The sequence below is a fragment of the Raoultella sp. T31 genome (assembly GCF_002806725.1).
Taxonomy (GTDB): Bacteria; Pseudomonadota; Gammaproteobacteria; order Enterobacterales; family Enterobacteriaceae; genus Klebsiella; species Klebsiella electrica.
Genome location: NZ_PIBO01000026.1, coordinates 1 through 18574, shown reverse-complemented (window position 1 = coordinate 18574; position 18574 = coordinate 1). Strand labels below are relative to the sequence as shown.

The following is an 18574-nucleotide window of genomic DNA, read 5'->3' as shown; positions in this document are numbered from 1 at the left end:
CAGTGCGCTGCCCGATAACGCTATGACAGAACAACAAAAGTTCACCTTCTCTCTGCTATTCCAACAGCTTGATGGCCTGATGCTGCGCGACAAGTTACGCTTCTCCCGTCGCCTGCATGGCGTGAAGAAGGTTAAAAATCCTGAATCCCAGCAGGCCATTCTTCAGGAGATGGCGCAAGAGATCGAACAAGCCGCAGGGAGAGTCCTGCTGCGTGAAGCATCGCGCCCGACGATTACCTACCCGGAAAATTTGCCGGTTAGCCAGAAAAAAGATGAGATTTTGCAGGCGGTTCGCGACCATCAGGTGGTGATTGTGGCGGGGGAGACCGGCTCCGGTAAAACCACCCAGCTGCCGAAAATCTGCATGGAGCTGGGGCGCGGGGTGAAAGGGCTGATTGGCCACACGCAGCCGCGTCGACTGGCGGCGCGCACTGTCGCCAACCGCATTGCCGAAGAGCTGCAAAGCGAGCCGGGCGGCTGCATCGGCTATAAGGTCCGTTTTAGCGACCACGTTAGCGACAACACCATGGTCAAGCTGATGACCGACGGTATTCTGCTGGCGGAAATCCAGCAGGACCGGCTGTTGATGCAGTACGACACCATCATCATCGATGAAGCGCACGAACGTAGCCTGAACATCGACTTCCTGCTCGGCTATTTACGAGAACTGCTGCCGCGTCGCCCGGACCTGAAAATTATTATTACCTCGGCGACCATCGACCCGGAACGCTTTTCGCGCCACTTTAACAATGCGCCGATTATCGAGGTGTCCGGTCGGACTTATCCGGTGGAAGTGCGCTATCGGCCAATCGTTGAAGAGGCCGACGACAGCGAACGCGATCAGCTGCAGGCAATTTTCGACGCCGTTGATGAACTGGGGCGTGAAAGCCCCGGCGACATTCTGATCTTTATGAGCGGCGAGCGGGAAATCCGCGATACCGCCGATGCGCTCAATAAGCTTAATTTGCGCCATACCGAAGTGCTGCCGCTGTATGCGCGCTTATCGAACAGCGAGCAGAACCGCGTCTTCCAGTCCCACAGCGGGCGGCGGATCGTGCTGGCGACCAACGTCGCCGAAACCTCGTTGACCGTGCCGGGCATTAAGTATGTTATCGACCCCGGTACCGCGCGCATCAGCCGCTACAGCTACCGTACCAAAGTGCAGCGGCTGCCGATTGAACCGGTGTCGCAGGCCTCCGCTAACCAGCGTAAAGGGCGTTGCGGTCGTGTTTCCGAAGGGATCTGTATTCGTCTCTATTCGGAAGACGATTTCCTCTCGCGCCCGGAATTTACCGACCCGGAAATTCTGCGTACCAACCTGGCGTCGGTTATTCTGCAAATGACCGCCCTCGGGCTGGGCGATATCGCCGCTTTCCCGTTCGTTGAGGCGCCGGATAAGCGCAATATCCAGGACGGCGTGCGTCTGCTGGAAGAGCTGGGGGCGATTACCACCGACGAGCAGCAGACCGCCTATAAGCTGACACCGATGGGCCGTCAGCTCAGCCAGCTGCCGGTGGACCCACGCCTGGCGCGGATGGTACTGGAAGCGCAACAGCATGGCTGCGTGCGTGAAGCGATGATCATCACCTCGGCGCTGTCGATTCAGGACCCGCGTGAACGCCCGATGGACAAGCAGCAGGCCTCCGATGAGAAGCATCGCCGCTTCCATGATAAAGAGTCCGACTTCCTCGCGTTTGTTAACCTGTGGAACTACCTCGGCGAGCAGCAAAAGGCGCTCTCCTCGAACCAGTTCCGTCGCCAGTGCCGCACCGATTTTCTCAACTATCTGCGAGTGCGCGAGTGGCAGGATATCTATACCCAGCTGCGCCAGGTAGTGAAAGAGCTGGGGCTGCCGATTAACAGCGAACCGGCGGAGTATCGCGAAATTCATACCGCGCTGCTGACCGGTCTGCTGTCGCACATCGGGATGAAAGATAACGATAAGCAGGAGTTTACCGGCGCGCGCAATGCGCGTTTCTCTATCTTCCCGGGTTCCGGTTTGTTCAAGAAGCCGCCGAAGTGGACGATGGTCGCCGAACTGGTGGAGACCAGCCGCCTGTGGGGACGGATTGCCGCGCGCATCGATCCGGAATGGATCGAGCCGGTGGCGCAGCATCTGCTTAAACGCTCCTACAGCGAACCGCACTGGGAGCGGGCGCAGGGGGCGGTAATGGCGACGGAAAAAGTGACCGTCTACGGTCTGCCGATCGTCGCCGCGCGTAGAGTGAACTATAGCCAGATAGACCCGGCGCTGTGCCGTGAGCTGTTTATCCGCCACGCGCTGGTGGAAGGGGACTGGCAGACGCGTCATGCCTTCTTGCGCGACAACCTCAGGCTGCGTACGGAAATCGAAGAGCTGGAGCACAAATCGCGCCGCCGCGACATTCTCGTCGATGACGAAACGCTGTTTGAGTTCTACGACCAGCGCATCAGCCACGATGTGATCTCCGCGCGCCACTTCGATAAGTGGTGGAAAGCGGCCAGCCGCGAAACGCCGGATCTGCTCAACTTCGAAAAGAGTATGTTGATCAAAGAGGGGGCGGAGCAGGTCAGTAAGCTCGACTATCCGAACTTCTGGCATCAGGGCAACCTGAAGCTGCGGTTGACCTATCAGTTTGAACCGGGCGCCGATGCGGACGGGGTGACGGTACATATTCCGCTGCCGTTGCTCAACCAGGTGGAAGAGGCCGGGTTTGAGTGGCAGATCCCCGGACTGCGCCGCGAGCTGGTTATCGCGCTGATTAAATCGCTGCCGAAACCGGTACGGCGTAACTTTGTACCGGCACCGAACTACGCCGAGGCATTTTTAGGCCGCGCGACGCCGCTGGCGCTGCCGCTGCTGGATTCGCTGGAGCGCGAGCTGCGGCGAATGAGCGGCGTGACCATTGACCGCGAGGCCTGGCAGTGGGAACAGGTGCCCGATCATCTGAAAATCACCTTCCGGGTGGTGGATGACAAGAACAAAAAGCTGGCGGAAGGGCGCTCGCTAGCGGATCTCAAAGAGGCGTTGAAGGGTAAAGTGCAGGAGACGCTTTCTGCGGTTGCCGACGATGGCATCGAGCAGAGCGGGCTGCATATCTGGAGTTTTGGTCAGCTGCCGGAGAGCTACGAGCAAAAACGCGGCAACTATCAGGTGAAAGCCTGGCCGGCGCTGGTGGATGAACGCGACAGCGTGGCGATTAAGCTGTTTGATAATCCGCTGGAGCAGCAGCAGGCGATGTGGCAGGGGCTGCGCCGTTTGCTGCTGCTGAATATCCCGTCGCCGATTAAGTATCTGCACGAGAAGTTGCCGAATAAAGCCAAGCTGGGGCTCTATTTTAACCCTTACGGCAAAGTGCTGGATCTGATTGATGACTGTATCTCCTGCGGCGTCGATAAGCTGATTGATGAAGCAGGCGGCCCGGTATGGAGCGAAGAGGCGTTTTCCGCGCTGCATGAAAAAGTGCGCGCCGAACTGAACGAAACGGTGGTGGAGATAGCCAAACAGGTCGAACAGATTCTGACCGCGGTGTTCAACATCAATAAGCGGCTGAAAGGGCGCGTCGACATGAGCATGGCGCTGGGGCTGTCGGATATCAAAGCGCAGATGGGCGGGCTGGTCTATCGCGGTTTCGTCACCGGCAACGGCTTCCGTCGGCTGGGGGATACTCTGCGCTATCTGCAGGCGATTGAAAAACGGCTGGAGAAAATGGCTATCGATCCGCACCGCGACCGGGCGCAGATGCTGAAAGTGGAGAGCATCCAGCAGGCCTGGCAGCAGTGGCTGAATAAGCTGCCGCCGGGACGTCGTGGGGATGCGGATGTGCAGGAGATTCGCTGGATGATTGAGGAGCTACGCGTCAGCTTCTTCGCCCAGCAGCTCGGAACGCCGTATCCCATCTCCGACAAGCGGGTACTGCAGGCGATGGAGCAGATAGTCCCCTGATCCCGGCGGTGTTGCCTTATCCGGCCTGTGGGTTTCCCGGGATTCCCCCGGTCGTGAACGGACTCCCCGGTTGAGAACGGCCTGCTCGATATTGTAGGCCCGATAAGCGCAGCGCCATCTGGCAGTCCTGCGCAGATAGCCGAATGGCGGCGTTGCCTGATCCGGCCTGTGGGTTTCCCGAGGCTCCCCCGGTTGTGAACGGCCTGCACGATATTTGTAGGCCCGATAAGCGCAGCGCCATCGGGCAGTCCCGCGCGGATAGCCGGATGGCGGCGTTGCCTTATCCGGCCTACGGGGTTTCCCGGGGCTCCCCCGGTCGTGAAAGGACTTCCCGGTCGTGAACGGCCTGCACGACGTTTGTAGGCCCGATAAGCGCAGCGCCATCGGGCAGGCCCGTGCAGATAGCCGGATGGTGGCGTTGCCTTATCCGGCCTACGGGGTTTCCCGGGGCTCCCCCGGTCGTGAAAGGACTTCCCGGTCGTGAACGGCCTGCACGATATTTGTAGGCCCGATAAGTGTAGCGCCATCGGGCAGTCCTGCGCAGATAGCCGAATGGCGGCGTTGCCTTATCCGTCCTGCGGTTTTCCCGGGGGATCCTCTGTCGTCTATGCATTCACCCACGCCAGGGTAAAACCATCCCAGCCTTTGCTGCCTACCGTTTGCAGCGCCGTCACCGTCAGGCGCGGATCGCTGCCCATCATCTTGATAAACTCTCTTACGCCCTGCACGCGATCGTCCGGACTAAGCGGATTAGCCACTTCGCCGTCGCGCACCACGTTATCGCCAACAATCAAGGTACCTGGATGTGAATAGTGTAAAGCCCAACGCAGGTAGTTCGGGTTATTCGGCTTATCGGCGTCGATGAAAATGAGGTCGAAAGCGGGGCGATCGCCGAGAGCTTCCAGTGATTGCAGCGCGGGGCCTTCCCGCAGTGTGACCCGATCGTCGACGCCCGCCAGGCGCAGATTTTCCCTCGCCACCGCGGCATGATGCGCATCGGCTTCCAGGGTCAGCAGCTCGCCATCTTCCGGCAGCTCACGGGCCATCCAGATGGAGCTATATGCACCGAGCGTGCCGATTTCCAGCACCCGTTGCGCCCGCACCATGCGCACCAGCAGCGCCAGAAACTGCCCCTGGTTGGCGGCGACGTCGTGAGCGGGTAGCCCGGCGAGCTGATTGTTCGCCAGCACCTGTGCGAGCAGCGGATCGTGGGGAATTAAAGCATCAACCAGATAACTGTCAACGGCAGACCATTTTTGTTGCATCAGCGATTTCCCGCGTTACATCCCTGATGAGTCAGACCAGCCGTCTCCCTGCAACCGGTATCAATCCATCTGCGCCTGCTGCAGATTGTTTTTCACCTGCACGACGCTCATTTGCGTGGCGCCGGGAGTCGAGATATCCACCCAGGCATTGGCGGTTGAGGATCGACGCAAGAATGCTGTCGCCCTGGCTCCATAAGCGTAGCGGATTATCGGGCAGGGGACGGCCAGTGGAATGCCCGGGCGCACGGGCAAAAAAAAGGTTCATCGCGCTTAAGCGTGAACCAAAAAAAAGCCCGGGCCATCGCCCGGGCGGTGGTCGCTGCATCTTAACCCGGATAGATACCGCGATCTTTACGCGCCATCAGGATGCGTTCACAGGCGACGATATAGGCTGCGGTACGCAGTGAGCACGCTTTGTCAGCGGCCTTCTCGCAGACGTGGATGATAGCGTCCGTCATGATGCGATCCATTTTGGCGTTAATCTCCTCCTCGCTCCAGAAGAAGCTCGCCATGTCCTGGACCCATTCGAAGTAGCTGACGGTCACGCCGCCGGCGTTGCAGACAACGTCCGGAACCACGACGACGCCGCGTTCGGCAAGGACATCATCCGCTTCCGGATAGGTCGGGCCGTTCGCCCCTTCCAGCACCAGTTTACAGGTCAGTTTTTCCGCGCGCTCGCGCGTGATCTGGCCTTCCAGCGCGGCGGGGATCAGAATGTCCATCCGGGTGGTCCAGAAGGCCTCTTTATCAATTTCATGGGCACCCGGGAAACCGGCAATTTGCTTCTTCTCAGTCTGCCATGCGGTCAGGGCAGCCATATCAATGCCCCCTTCGTTATACAGGGTGGCGGTGTGGTCCTGAATCGCCACGATACGCGCGCCCGCTTCGGCGAACAGACGTGCGGCTTCACTACCAACGTTACCGAAACCTTGCAGCGCCACTTTCGCGCCCTCAATTTCAACGCCACAACGACCGGCGACTTCACGGCCGGTAATAAAGACGCCGCGACCGGTCGCTTTTTCACGTCCCAGCGAACCGCCGAGGTGAATCGGCTTGCCGGTTACCACGCCGGTAATGGTGGTGCCATGGTTCATGGAGTAAGTATCCATCATCCACGCCATCACTTTACCGTTGGTGCCGACGTCCGGGGCCGGGATATCTTTCTGCGGCCCGATGATCAGACCGATTTCGCTGGTATAGCGGCGGGTCAGACGTTCCAGTTCGCCCTCTGACAGGCTGAACGGGTCGACGCGCACGCCGCCTTTAGCCCCGCCGTAAGGAATATTGACCGCGGCGCACTTGATGGTCATCCAGGCAGAAAGTGCCATCACTTCGTTCAGGTCAACGTCCGGATGGTAGCGAACACCACCTTTACCCGGTCCGCGCGATAGATTGTGCTGAACGCGATAACCTTCAAAGTGACGGATAGTGCCATCATCCATCTGCACCGGAATGTCGACAATCAGCGCGCGTTTGGGGTGACGCAGGGTTTCCACCCAGTAGGCGAGATCGCCCAGATAAGGCGCGACGCGGTCGATCTGGCGCAGGTAGGTTGTCCATGGAGATGTATGACTTTCAGATGCGTAAGATAACTTTTCCATAAGAGTCCTGTTCTTAATGTTATTTATGGCGTGTGAAACCGTGGAAGAGGTACAGCAGTAAACTCTGTGCAATGAATGTTATCACCAATTTTATAAACCGGTATTTGACGGCCATTGCGAATTTTAAATTTTTGTTAGAAATTTGGTTTTTTTGAGTGCATAACTACGCAGCAAAAAATGCGCTCATGTTGTGCATTTATATGCATATTTATGCTATATAGTGAATGATAAAATAAATTTTTCATATTTATCATTATCTTGATGGCCTTCAAAAAGTTAATAAAATGATAATGCTGGTATTGACTTTGTTACGTGACAGGGCCATGCGCGGAAGAGTGAAGCGCACAAGATATTAACCTTGAGTTAACAAATACCCATAAATATAAAAAGGCTTTCTTTACGGCGAAGAAATCAGGCGCAAGCCGATCGTTTTAGCTATGGTAGGGTCGTTTACTGACCTGTTACCGTTGATGACCCGGCGCTGCGGGCGGCGGTTTATGCTATGCCGGACGTCCTTGATGGATGCGATGGCGTGAAAGGAGCAAGTATGACTGAGCATTTCCCATCCCTGCCGGAGGCCACGCTGGCGGCGGCCAACCGCCTGGGCCAGTGGCTGGCGCTGGATGACTTTACCGTCCAGGCGTCGGCGGTGGATATTGTGGTGCTGGCGGGCAATGCGGTGATCCCGACCATCGACGCCGCCTGTCGACTGGCGGCTGACGTCGGGGTACCGCTGCTGATTAGCGGCGGGGTCGGTCACTCCACCGTCTTTCTCTACGACGCGGTACGTAACGATCCGCGCTATCGGTCAGTGCCGGTCGACGGACGTCCGGAGGCGCATGTCCTCGCCGATATCGCCCACCGTTTCTGGCATATCCCCCGCGACAAGATTGTGGTCGAGGACCGCTCCACCAACTGCGGCGAGAACGCGCGCTTTACCCGCGAGAGGCTGGCGGCGACGGGATTGACTCCTCGCGCTGGCGTCGTGCTCCAGGATCCGACGATGCAGCGGCGGACCATGGCGACGTTTGCCCGCGTCTGGCAGGGCGAGGCGGCCATGCCGCAGTGGTACAGTATGCCGGGCTGCGCGCCGCTGCTGGGCAATACGGCAAACGGGCTGGCTTTTTGCGGTGATTCTGCCGGACTGTGGCCGGTCGGGCGCTATCTGTCGCTGATTCTTGGCGAGCTGCCGCGACTGCTGGATGCGCCTCAGGGATACGGCCCGCGCGGAAAAGATTTTATCGTCCATGTGGATATCCCCGCGCAGATCCTTGACGCTGGACAACGACTGAGTGAAGACAGCCTGCTGAGCGACGCGCTGAATGCCCGGGCGCCTGGCTGAGGGGCGTTCGTTTACACATCAGCGCCGGATGTTGGCCGACAAAAAAGCGGATAGCCGGGCTACCCGCCTGGTTTCACCGCCGCGCTGGCTAGCGGGCAAATTTATCCAGCACGCGGATGAGCTGGGTGACAAAACCGTACTCGTTATCGTACCAGGCCACGGTTTTGACCAGCTGCAGGTCGCCAGCTTCGGCGACTTCAAGCTGGGTGGCATCGTAAATCGAGCCGAAGTGGCTGCCGATAATATCGGAAGAGACGATCTCTTCTTCGGTATAGCCGAAGGATTCGTTGTTCTCCGCCGCTTGCTTCATCGCCTGATTAACCTCATCGGCGGTGACTTTTTTCTCCAGGATGGAGACCAGTTCAGTGACTGAGCCGGTTTTGGTCGGCACGCGCTGGGCGTGGCCCTTCAGCTTGCCGCTGAGCGCAGGAATAACCAGTCCGATAGCTTTCGCCGCCCCGGTGGTATGCGGGATGATGTTTTCCGCCGCCGCGCGCGAGGCGCGTAAATCTTTCCCCCGCGGGCCGTCGACCAGCGACTGCGTGCCGGTATAGGCATGAATAGTGGTCATGGTGCCGAGCTTAATGCCGAAGGCGTCGTTGAGCACTTTGGCCATCGGCGCCAGGCAGTTGGTGGTACAGGAGGCGACGGAAATGATGGTGTCATCGGCGGTCAGGGTATCGTCGTTGACGTTATAGACGATGGTCTTCATGTCGCCGGCCGGGGCGGAAATCAGGACTTTTTTCGCCCCGGCATCGAGGTGAGCCTGCGCCTTCGCGGTTGATGTGTAGAAGCCGGTGCACTCGACAATCAGTTCTGCGCCCACCGCTGTCCACGGAATATGCCGGGCCTCTTTCTCGGCATAGACGGTAATTTTTTTACCGTTCACGATGAGCGCATCTTCCGTAAAATCAACGCTCCACGGGAACGGCCCGTAGTTTGAATCATGTTTTAACAGATAGGCCAGCACCTTCGGCGAGGTCAGATCGTTGATCGCCACCACTTCAAGCGGGCTGTTCACTTCCAGTAAACGGCGTAATACCAGGCGTCCGATACGACCAAAGCCATTAATCCCAAGTTTGCTCATGTGAAGCCTCCGGTAGGATGGTGAGTGAGGTTGTAGGTATAAGACAAGACACGCCAGGCATACTCTACTGATGGTGAATCGGCAACCCGGAAAGCCTGTCTGTCCGCTAAGCGCTTGAAAAGCGCTGTAGAAAAATTAATCAATGCGGGAGGGCGGACTATCCATGTTGCCGCGTCTTGCTAAGCGCCGCGTTCCCTCGTATTTTGAACCTCTTCACTGCCCGTCGGGCATGAGTGACTTTGCGACGAGGAATCATGGAACGCTTATTTGTCTACGGTACGCTGCGTCCGGGGCATGAAAATGCCCCCATTCTGGAAAACATCGGCGGCGAGTGGTTGCCGGGTTGGGTGCACGGCACGTTTTATGCGCGCGGCTGGGGAGCCGCTGCCGACTTCCCGGGAATCGTTCTCGATACCGACGGTCCCCGGGTCGACGGTTATCTCTTTATATCGGATAAACTTGCCGCGCACTGGCCGATGCTGGATGAGTTTGAGGAGGGCTACGACCGCGTGGCGGTCGAGGTGACGACGGCTGAAGAGCAGCGCGTGATCGCGTGGATCTATCAGCTTCAGCCGCCGACCTGTTCGTAAGCCATCCCGGCGGCGCAGGGGGACGCCCCGCAGGTTGTTAACGGGCGGGGCGTTGAGATGGCTTACTTGTCGCGCCAGCCCATCGCCGGCGCAACATGTCGCAGTATGGACTCGATGACGTGCACGTTGTAGTCGACGCCGAGCTGATTCGGCACGGTCAGCAGCAGCGTATCCGCCTCGGCAATCGCTTCATCCTGCTGCAACTGGGCGATCAGCTTGTCCGGCTCGGCGGCATAGCTGCGACCGAAAATGGCGCGGGTCTTCTCGTCGAGAAAACCAACTTTATCGCTGTCGTCATGGCTGGAGCCAAAATAGCGCCGGTCCCGATCGTCCATCAGGGCAAAAATGCTGCGGCTGACCGAGACGCGCGGCGTGTGCGTATGCCCGGCCTGCGCCCAGGCGTCGCGATAGGCGCGGATCTGTTTCGCCTGTTGGATATGGAACGGCTCGCCGGTTTCATCGTCTTTCAGGGTCGAGCTTTGCAGGTTCATACCCAGTCTGGCGGCCCACTCCGCCGTGGCATTCGAACCGGCTCCCCACCAGATGCGCTCGCGCAGTCCTGCGGAATGGGGTTCCGGGCGCAGCAGACCCGGCGGGTTGGGGAACATCGGCTGCGGATTGGGTTTGGCAAAGCCTTCGCCGCGCAGGACGTCCAGCAGGACCTCAGTATGCCGACGCGCCATATCGGATTCATTTTCCCCTTCGCCAGGGACGTAACCGAAATAGCGCCAGCCATCGATCACCTGCTCCGGGGAGCCCCGGCTGACGCCCAGCTGCAGGCGTCCGCCGGAGATCAAATCCGCCGCGCCGGCATCTTCGGCCATGTACAGCGGGTTTTCATAACGCATATCGATAACGCCGGTGCCTATCTCAATATGCCGGGTTCTGGCGCCGATCGCCGCCAGCAGAGGAAAAGGCGAGCTGAGCTGGCGGGCAAAGTGGTGCACTCTGAACCAGGCGCCGTCAGCGCCCAGCTCTTCCGCGGCCACCGCCAGATCGATGGATTGCAGCAACGCGTCAGCGGCCGAGCGGGTGGCGGACTGCGGCGATGGCGTCCAGTGACCAAATGACAAAAATCCAATCTTTTTCATGACGTCGTTATCCTGGTTTTCAGGGAAATATTTAGCAGACGGGCGCCGGGCTTGTTGAAGGCCACCGGTTCCCGTTGAGGATAGTCACTACTTTACGTATTCCCCGCGGAGAATAAATAACGTTTGTTTAACATAATGCATCAAATAAATTGATTGAACGAAGCGCCGGACGCTCTACCCGGCAGAGACTGGCAGGGCGGTGCGTCGAGGCTTCCCGGTAATGTGCGGCGCATTTCAGGCTAATTCGCCGCTCAGTTCCCTGTTAAGCTTATGGTCCCGCCAACGCTGCCAGAGTGTGCTTATGTCAGGAAAAACGGAGCCGGCGACATCCGGCGATTGGGTCGACTTTCGCCGGGATGCCGTAACAGGTATTGAAAGCGTTAACGCGCACTTTAAAGGCCATGCCTACGACAGCCATGACCACGAGGAACTGCTGCTGGGGGTCACTTTGCAGGGGGCACAGCGGTTCAGTTGCCACCGCGCGGTGCATACCAGCTCGCCGGGGAAAGCGATCCTTATTGAGCCAGGGGTGGTGCATGATGGCCATGCCCCGCAGCCCGGCGGATTCACCTATGCCATGCTCTACATCCCGCAGCGCTGGATGGCCGACAGTCTGGATAAGCGCGGCATGGGCGATATCTCTCTACTGGAAGCCGCCTTTCGCCATACGCTGACCGACGATCGCCCATTGATCATGGCCATCTCGCAGGCCTTTGCCGCCATTCATCAGGGGGAGGGGCGGCTGGCGTGCGATGAGAGCCTGGATAGTCTGGTGGCGCACCTGACGCCGCACATTACCATGAAGCCGGCAACGGCGATGACTGACTCCCTGGTCAGGATGAACCGGGTCCGCGATTATCTGCACGACCATCTTGCCTGGAATACCGGTCTCGATGAGCTGGCGGAGATCAGCGGTATCGACCGCTTCCGCCTGAGCCGGCAATTTAAGGCGGCCTTCGGGCAGACGCCTCATGCGTATCTGGTCAGGTTGCGCCTGCGTACCGCGCGACGGCTGCTGGCCGGGGGACTCCCGGTGTCGCAGGTTGCGTCAGAGACCGGTTTTGCCGATCAAAGCCATTTAGGTCGCTGGTTCCGACGCGCTTACCGGATGTCTCCGCTTGCCTTTCAGAGCCGCTGCTCAAACGTTCTATACTGACGCCCTGTGCTTGCGCGAAGATAAATTTTTCGCTGAACAGACAGGAGTATTTTGATGACGTTTGACACGAAGATTGCCTATATCGTGCGCGATGATTTAGCGACATGGCAGCGACTGAATGTGGTGGCATTTCTGGCGACGGGGATTGCCTCCGCGGCTCCCGAGATCCTCGGCCAGCCCTATATCGATGCGCTGGGCCGGCAGTATGGCAACATGTCCGGCCAGCCGATGCTGATCTTTGAGGGCGGACGGGAAAAATTACAGGTCGCGCATCGCAAAGCGCTGGAGCGGGAAGTCACGATAATCCCCTACATTCACGCCATGTTTGCCACCGGACATGATGAGGCCAATCGTGAGGTGTTTATGGCCGCCGATGCGGAGAATCTGGATCTGGTCGGTATCGGGATCCGTGGCCCAAAAAAAATGGTCGATAAAGTGATCAAAGGCTTGTCGCTCCACGGTTAGTTTGTCCGCTGTTGCAACGGGGACGGATTGCCCGGGTCGCTGCCGCCTGGGCGGCAGGAACCGCGGCCGCCCCCGTATTCAGTCTGCTGCGCCGGGAATCTGGTGTTGAGCGGCCCGCAGTCGCTGGTGCCCGTGCGGCGATATGGGCTTTAATTCTGAGATTGAGCAATTAGCCAACGGCCAGATGGCCCTGTCTGTTTGCATCGGCGGTTCCCGGTGGTACGCTGCATCTCTTTTCCCGCACCCGATACTCTTGTTCTCTGAGCGACATATGACCCTGAATCAGTTTTATCCAATCGGTACCCCGGGGCAACCCTGGACAGCAGACGAAATACAACAGTGGCGGCAGAATCAGACCCGCTCCAGGAGCTATCAGAGCGATGTGTCAGAGGTGCTAGATGGCCTGAAGCACCGCTACGACATCATTCAGTATGGCGAACTGCATTACGCCGATGATGTTTATCCGTTGAGGGCGGTAAAATCAACAAACTGGGACGAGACTCTGCCGGTGGCGCTGGTTACGGGCGGCGTCCACGGGTATGAAACCAGCGGCGTGATGGGCGCCCTGACGTTTTTAACTGAGTATCAGAATGAGTATGCGGGAAAAATCAATTTACTGGTTGTTCCCTGCGTCAGCCCCTGGGCTTATGAGCGTATTTCCCGCTGGAACTACGATGCCGTCGACCCTAACCGACAATTTTTCCCGGAGGGCGCCGCGGAGGAGTCACGGGCATTGATGAGACTCATTTCCCCGCTGAAAGGGCGGTTTGCCGTGCATGTGGATTTGCATGAAACGACCGATACGGACGAGAGCGAGTTCAGCCCCGCGCGAGCGGCCAGAGACGGCGTGGCGTATACACCGGAGAATATTCCCGATGGCTTCTACCTGGTCAGCGACGAGCGCAATTCAAGACGGGATTTCCAGAGCGCATTGATTTGCGCCGTTGCGCAGGTGACGCACATTGCCCCGTCGCTCCCCGGTGAGACCGTGCTCGGTTATCCGGTCATCGGTCATGGCATCGTAGAGTATGACAATAGCGCCTGGCATCTGTGCTCGACCATGACCGGCGCGCCGTTTACCACCACCACCGAAGTCTATCCCGATAGCGCGAAAACGTCCCCGCAGGAGTGTACCCGGGCGCAGGTTGTCACCGTCCGTCGGGCCATCGAATTTGCATTATCGCCGTGATTTATCCGAGCGGGCGGATATCGCCCGGTCTGCCAGCGGGTCTTCTGATTGGTCTTTATCGCAGGGGCCTGGCGCAAATGACCTGTTGCCATCACCACAATAAAATCGTCATGATAATAATCAGCGTTTGCCAGTTGCTATGAAATCAAACGCTGGCTTTTGACGATATCAACGGGGCCAAATGGCGACTGTTTAAGCCAATTATTAAGGGTAATAAACAGATAATGAATTATGATTTCGGGTATTCATATTTCTGTATTTATGACGGCTGTTATTCAGTTTATCTTTATTGTGCCAGTTAATACTTTTATTGCCCGGGTCGCGCCATAAAATCCCATGTGAGCAAAAGTGATGGCCAGACTCCTGAGCGGTAAGGTAACGGCTCTGGGGGGATTTCCGTCATGCTGATTCAGATACCCTCGCAATCGGACAGGAGCCTGCTCTGCACGTCTTCGGAAACCCTGTGCGGGGAGCAGACCTGAGCGCGTCTGCGTACTACGCCCCGTGATATAACTTTGCGACTGGAAAGGGATCAATGTGCACCATCACATTCAGTACCCCGTGCTGGTGTAAAACCCGCTCCCGTGCCGCTACCGCTATGTCGTGACCATCCCTGACCGAGAGGTGTTCCGGCACCTCCAGGTGCACATCGACAAGGATGAGATCTCCCACTTTACGCGTTTTCAGATCGTGAAGCCCGGCGACCCCCGGCGTAGACAGCAGAAGCGCTTTGATTTCATGTTCCTTATCGGTATCCGCCGCGCGGTCCATCAGGTCATGCATGGCGTCGGCAGCGAATGAGTAGCCCATGCGCAGGATCAGTAACCCGACCACCAAAGCCGCCGCCGGATCAAACCAGGGATACCCGGCCAGTGTCCCGGTAATACCGATAGCGACAACCACCGATGAAGCGGCATCAGAGCGGGCATGCCATGCATTGGCCATCAGCAGGGAGGACTGGAGACGAATGGCCACCCTGCGCATATAGCGGAACAGCGTTTCCTTGATAGCGAGCGCGGTCAGCGCGACCCACAGAGCGGTAACATGCACCTCAGAGAGTGACTCAGGGTGGAGTAATTTCCCGCCAGCCGACCACAGCATACCGGCGCCCACGGCCATCAGCATCATGCCGAGAATCATTGAAGCACCGTTCTCATACCGCCAGTGACCGTAATGGTGGTCACTGTCCGAGGGTTTACGGCTCTTTTTATTGGCCAGCAGCACCACAAAATCTGCCACTAAATCAGAAAGAGAATGAATACCATCAGCAATTAAACCTTGAGAGCCGGAAAATATACCGCTAAGAATTTGCATGAGCGACAAAATAATATTAACCAGCGCACTGATTAATGTGCTTTTTTGCGCTACTTTTGAACGTTCATGATACCCATTATCATTCCGCATAAAACAGTCCGCTTAAATAAATAATCTCAGGTACGGGATTATACTGGCGCAATCTTAATGTAAGGTTAATGATGAAAGAATAAATTGCGGATGAGGCGATTTTTATATATCGGCGATGCCGGAATGACTCATTTCCTGAGTAAAAGGAAAACAACATGCATCTGGAACGACACAGTATCGGAAAAGTAGGCTGGCTGAGAGCGGCAGTGCTGGGGGCGAATGATGGTATCGTCTCGACTGCCAGTCTGGTGCTCGGGGTCGCCGCGGCGGGCACATCGTCGTCGGGGATCTTACTGGCCGGCGTGGCCGGACTGGTTGCGGGCGCGATGTCGATGGCAACCGGCGAATATGTTTCCGTCTCATCGCAGGCGGATAGCGAACATGCGGCGCTCAGTCAGGAAAAAAGAGAGCTTGCGGCAAATTATGAGGAAGAGGTGCAGGAGCTGACTTCGCTGTACAGACAGCGAGGACTGGAACCGGCCCTGGCACGCCAGGTCGCGGAACAACTGATGGCGAAGGATGCGCTGGATGCCCATGCCCGGGAGGAACTGGGGCTGACGGAGACAAATTCTGCGCAGCCGCTGCAGGCCGCGATGTTTTCAGCGTTCAGCTTTTCCGCCGGCGCGCTGCTACCGGTCATCATCGCATGGTTAGTGCCTGCAGGTCTGGTTTTGCCGTTGGTTATTCTCTCCACGCTTTTTTCGCTGGTTATTCTTGGCTATATCTCCTCCGTTGCGGGTAATGCCTCTGCGATAAAGGCAATAATAAGAATCACTTTCTGGAGCGCAATGGCCATGGCTATATCAATGGGGGCCGGTTCTCTCGCCGGACAGGTGATGGCCTGAGCGCGTCCTCTACGCCGTCTATCCCGACACGCGCTTTATCTCCCGGTGAGACGCTGGCGTTCACGAGGCGTTAAAAGGAGAGAATGGGGCGAACTGACAGAGCGCCAGCGTCGCCAGGAGACTCAATATCACACTGATGATGAAGTAGGTTTTAAACGGCTGCTTTTGCGTTTTATGGCGGAAGATCTGTTGACCGGCTATCGCGCCAGGCCATCCGCCGACCAACCCGAATATCAGCAAGGTCGATTCCGGCACCCGACGCCAGGCCTTGCGCGCCGCCATTTTATCAATGCCGTAAATCACCAGCGTCAGTACGCTGACCAGCAGGAACCATGTGACGTAAGGGTGCGGAGCGAACAGGCTACCGGTAGCCGCGCAGACCAGGAGTAAATAACAGAAGCGATTGAGATTCATACCATTAGCCAGCCGCGTTCGGTGAATGTTGAGGGCGAATTATACGCAACCGGCGGGCGGAAAACACCCCGGCGATAGCGGCGCGGAGAAGAGGTGACTTCATTGTTTCTTCTGGGAATATATGTTTATCGACAATTGTTTCTTATAAGTACGTAAAAGTTAATGAATTTTTAATAAAAGGTCGTTATGTTGTCGGCATCACAGTTTTGTTAAGGGTTTACCATGCGCGATAAATACACTGGCCTGCAGACAGGTATCCACTGGCTGGTCTTTTTATTGGTGGTCGGCGCCTATGCCACCATGGAGCTGAGGGGCTTTTTCCCCCGCAGTGACCGTCCGGTCATTAATATGATTCACGTTTCCTGCGGGGTAGCTATCCTCGTGTTGATGATCGCGCGCCTGCTGGTCCGGCTGAAATACCCGGCGCCGCCGATTGTGCCAAAACCGTCACCGATGATGACCGGTTTTGCTCACCTGGGCCATCTGATTATCTATCTGCTGTTTATCGCCCAGCCGATTGTCGGCATGGTGATGATGTATTACCGCGGCAATCCGTGGTTCGCCTTCGGCCTGACCATGCCCTTTGCGGCGCAAAGTCAGTTTGAGCTGGTGGATACACTGAAGGGCGTGCATAGCCTGCTGGCGAACACCGGTTACTTTATTATCGGCGCGCACGCGCTGGCCGCACTGCTGCACCACTATCTGTGGAAAGATAATACGCTGCTGCGGATGATGCCGCGTAAGCGCTAATCACGCCCGACCAATTGACCCGCTTCCGAGCGGGTTTTTTTTATTCCTTTCGCCGCAGGCTGTGGTAGAACTGATACGGACTGAGGAAAAGGGGAACAATATGAAAGTCAGACTTGCTACGCCGGATGAGGCGCCTGCGCTATGGATAATCCGCAATCAGGCCATCCGCAACGGCTGTCGCGAGAGTTACGCAGCCGCGGTTCTGGAGGCCTGGACGCCGGATACGATGCCGGAAGGGTATCTCCATGCGGTGTGCGATAACCCCTTTTATGTCGTTGAAGAAGAGGGCGGGCAGCCGGTGGCAACCGGCTATCTTGATCTCCGCGCGGCCAGTGTGGAAGCCATCTTTACGTTGCCGGAATGGGGCGGAAAAGGTTGCGCCGGCATGATTTTGACGGCCATTATCGCCGACGCGCGGCGGCGGAATTTCCGTCGTCTGACGCTGGAAGCGACGCCGAATGCGGCCGGTTTTTATCTGCGCCACGGTTTTGTCGCCGTGCGCGAAAAGCTGCTGCCGTCAACGCTGGCGAAGGCGGAGTTACGCTGTGTGGAGATGGTGCTTCAGCTCGACTGATAGCAACGGCTCGCCGCTGTGCTACGGTTTAAAGTGATGTTTCAGTTTGCCACTTTGCTTAATAAAATATCGTCCCTCTCCGAATAAAATCGATAGACCATTTTCGTGATTGCTGCGCGTAGAGAAGGGAAAAGCCCGAGCTGTAAATGGCCTCGGGCAATGACTGCAGTAAAGCGGGGTATTAGTCGTATAACCAGCGTCCGGCATTGGCTGATTCTATAATCATCTCAACAGTGAGCGGTTTGATTTTTATATCTGTTTTTTTTTGCCAGAAAGGGTACTCATATTCGATGTAATTTGTGCTTTCAAACGTTGAATAGTCAATGTTGAAATGCTCGAATATGTCTGACAAAAAATCTTCAGCATCTTCAGGAAAAACCAAAAATCGCCCTGTAAAGTCCATTCCTTAGTAACTTGTTTAAAGCCTGGTTTAAACCAATGAATTCTTATCGGGTATCGCTGCATAATGTACCCGATAACCTCCGCTTCATAGTCTCTTTCCATTAGAACGAAGTCCACTGTATATGACCTGCTCCCCGTTGATTAATACACCGCGATGTTAGTAATGTCTTCATAAGCCACATGAGGACATCCCCATGAAGAAGCGTTTTTCCGACGAACAGATCATCAGTATCCTCCGCGAAGCTGAAGCCGGGGTTTCTGCCCGTGAGCTCTGCCGCAAGCACGCCATTTCCGATGCCACCTTTTATACATGGCGTAAGAAGTATGGCGGTATGGAGGTGCCCGAGGTTAAGCGCCTGAAGTCGCTTGAGGAAGAGAACGCAAGACTCAAGAAGCTGCTTGCCGAAGCCATGCTGGACAAGGAGGCACTTCAGGTGGCTCTGGGGCGAAAGTACTGACGACAGACCAGAAGCG

Annotated in this window: 16 protein-coding genes and 1 pseudogene; 10 read left to right on the top strand and 7 right to left on the bottom strand. The window is 57.0% G+C overall.

The features are described from left to right. Positions 1–22 precede the first annotated feature (22 nt). Positions 23–3925: an ATP-dependent RNA helicase HrpA gene (gene hrpA / locus CWM52_RS17010; protein ID WP_100685212.1), complete on the top strand. Its 3903-nt coding sequence runs from the start codon at positions 23–25 to the stop codon at positions 3923–3925. A 605-nt stretch (positions 3926–4530) separates the two neighbouring features. Here hrpA and CWM52_RS17000 read toward each other — a convergent pair. Both CWM52_RS17000 and CWM52_RS16995 read right to left on the bottom strand, forming a co-directional pair. Further along, positions 4531–5190: an O-methyltransferase gene (locus CWM52_RS17000; RefSeq protein WP_100685174.1), complete on the bottom strand. Its 660-nt coding sequence runs from the start codon at positions 5188–5190 to the stop codon at positions 4531–4533. Between the two features lie 326 nt (positions 5191–5516). Next, a complete protein-coding gene (locus CWM52_RS16995; RefSeq protein ID WP_100685173.1) occupies positions 5517–6791 on the bottom strand; it encodes a Glu/Leu/Phe/Val family dehydrogenase in 1275 nt (424 codons plus the stop codon). 547 nt (positions 6792–7338) lie between these two features. Here CWM52_RS16995 and CWM52_RS16990 point away from each other — a divergent pair. Beyond that, positions 7339–8133 carry a YdcF family protein gene (locus tag CWM52_RS16990; RefSeq protein WP_100685172.1) on the top strand — a complete coding sequence of 265 codons (795 nt, stop codon included), beginning with the start codon at positions 7339–7341 and terminating at the stop codon, positions 8131–8133. 88 nt (positions 8134–8221) lie between these two features. On the opposite strand, the gene gap is transcribed toward CWM52_RS16990, so the two are convergent. Continuing rightward, the gene (gene gap, locus CWM52_RS16985; RefSeq protein WP_100685171.1) at positions 8222–9220 is read right to left on the bottom strand and encodes a type I glyceraldehyde-3-phosphate dehydrogenase; all 999 of its coding nucleotides are present in this window, start codon (positions 9218–9220) and stop codon (positions 8222–8224) included. Positions 9221–9474: 254 nt separating this feature from the next. On the opposite strand from gap, the gene CWM52_RS16980 reads away from it, so the two are divergent. Further along, complete coding sequence (locus tag CWM52_RS16980) at positions 9475–9810, top strand: gamma-glutamylcyclotransferase family protein (RefSeq protein WP_100685170.1); 336 nt, start codon at positions 9475–9477, stop codon at positions 9808–9810. Positions 9811–9872: 62 nt separating this feature from the next. Here CWM52_RS16980 and CWM52_RS16975 read toward each other — a convergent pair whose 3' ends face one another. Beyond that, the gene (locus tag CWM52_RS16975) at positions 9873–10901 is read right to left on the bottom strand and encodes an LLM class flavin-dependent oxidoreductase (RefSeq protein ID WP_100685169.1); all 1029 of its coding nucleotides are present in this window, start codon (positions 10899–10901) and stop codon (positions 9873–9875) included. 301 nt (positions 10902–11202) lie between these two features. Here CWM52_RS16975 and CWM52_RS16970 point away from each other — a divergent pair, with 301 nt between their 5' ends. The 3 genes from CWM52_RS16970 to CWM52_RS16960 all read left to right on the top strand — a co-directional run bounded on the left by CWM52_RS16970 (position 11203) and on the right by CWM52_RS16960 (position 13711). Further along, on the top strand, positions 11203–12057 hold the full coding sequence (locus tag CWM52_RS16970; RefSeq protein ID WP_100685211.1) for an AraC family transcriptional regulator: 855 nt from the start codon (positions 11203–11205) through the stop codon (positions 12055–12057). A 54-nt stretch (positions 12058–12111) separates the two neighbouring features. After that, positions 12112–12522, top strand: a complete 411-nt coding sequence (locus CWM52_RS16965) for a DUF2000 domain-containing protein (protein ID WP_100685168.1) — start codon at positions 12112–12114, stop codon at positions 12520–12522. Positions 12523–12904: 382 nt separating this feature from the next. Beyond that, entirely contained in the window at positions 12905–13711 is an 807-nt protein-coding gene (locus tag CWM52_RS16960; protein ID WP_227521309.1) for a M14 family metallocarboxypeptidase, read from the top strand. Between the two features lie 495 nt (positions 13712–14206). Here the strand turns inward: CWM52_RS16960 and CWM52_RS16955 are convergent, their stop codons facing one another. Then, positions 14207–15115 (bottom strand): cation diffusion facilitator family transporter, encoded by a 909-nt coding sequence (locus tag CWM52_RS16955; protein WP_100685167.1) that lies wholly within the window; start codon positions 15113–15115, stop codon positions 14207–14209. Positions 15116–15270: 155 nt separating this feature from the next. Between CWM52_RS16955 and CWM52_RS16950 the strand changes: the two genes are divergently transcribed. Then, on the top strand, positions 15271–15960 hold the full coding sequence (locus CWM52_RS16950; RefSeq protein WP_100685166.1) for a VIT1/CCC1 transporter family protein: 690 nt from the start codon (positions 15271–15273) through the stop codon (positions 15958–15960). A gap of 60 nt (positions 15961–16020) precedes the next feature. Here CWM52_RS16950 and CWM52_RS16945 read toward each other — a convergent pair whose 3' ends face one another. Then, entirely contained in the window at positions 16021–16374 is a 354-nt protein-coding gene (locus CWM52_RS16945) for a DUF1294 domain-containing protein (RefSeq protein WP_100685165.1), read from the bottom strand. Positions 16375–16596: 222 nt separating this feature from the next. Here CWM52_RS16945 and cybB point away from each other — a divergent pair, with 222 nt between their 5' ends. Beyond that, positions 16597–17124 (top strand): cytochrome b561, encoded by a 528-nt coding sequence (gene cybB, locus CWM52_RS16940; protein WP_100685164.1) that lies wholly within the window; start codon positions 16597–16599, stop codon positions 17122–17124. 100 nt (positions 17125–17224) lie between these two features. After that, positions 17225–17698, top strand: coding sequence for a GNAT family N-acetyltransferase (locus CWM52_RS16935; protein WP_100685163.1), 474 nt, complete (start codon positions 17225–17227; stop codon positions 17696–17698). Between the two features lie 181 nt (positions 17699–17879). On the opposite strand, the gene CWM52_RS16930 is transcribed toward CWM52_RS16935, so the two are convergent. Next, complete coding sequence (locus tag CWM52_RS16930; protein WP_227521308.1) at positions 17880–18101, bottom strand: DUF1493 family protein; 222 nt, start codon at positions 18099–18101, stop codon at positions 17880–17882. Between the two features lie 193 nt (positions 18102–18294). Here CWM52_RS16930 and CWM52_RS16925 point away from each other — a divergent pair. Further along, positions 18295–18574: pseudogene (locus CWM52_RS16925) on the top strand (transposase); the annotation flags it as partial.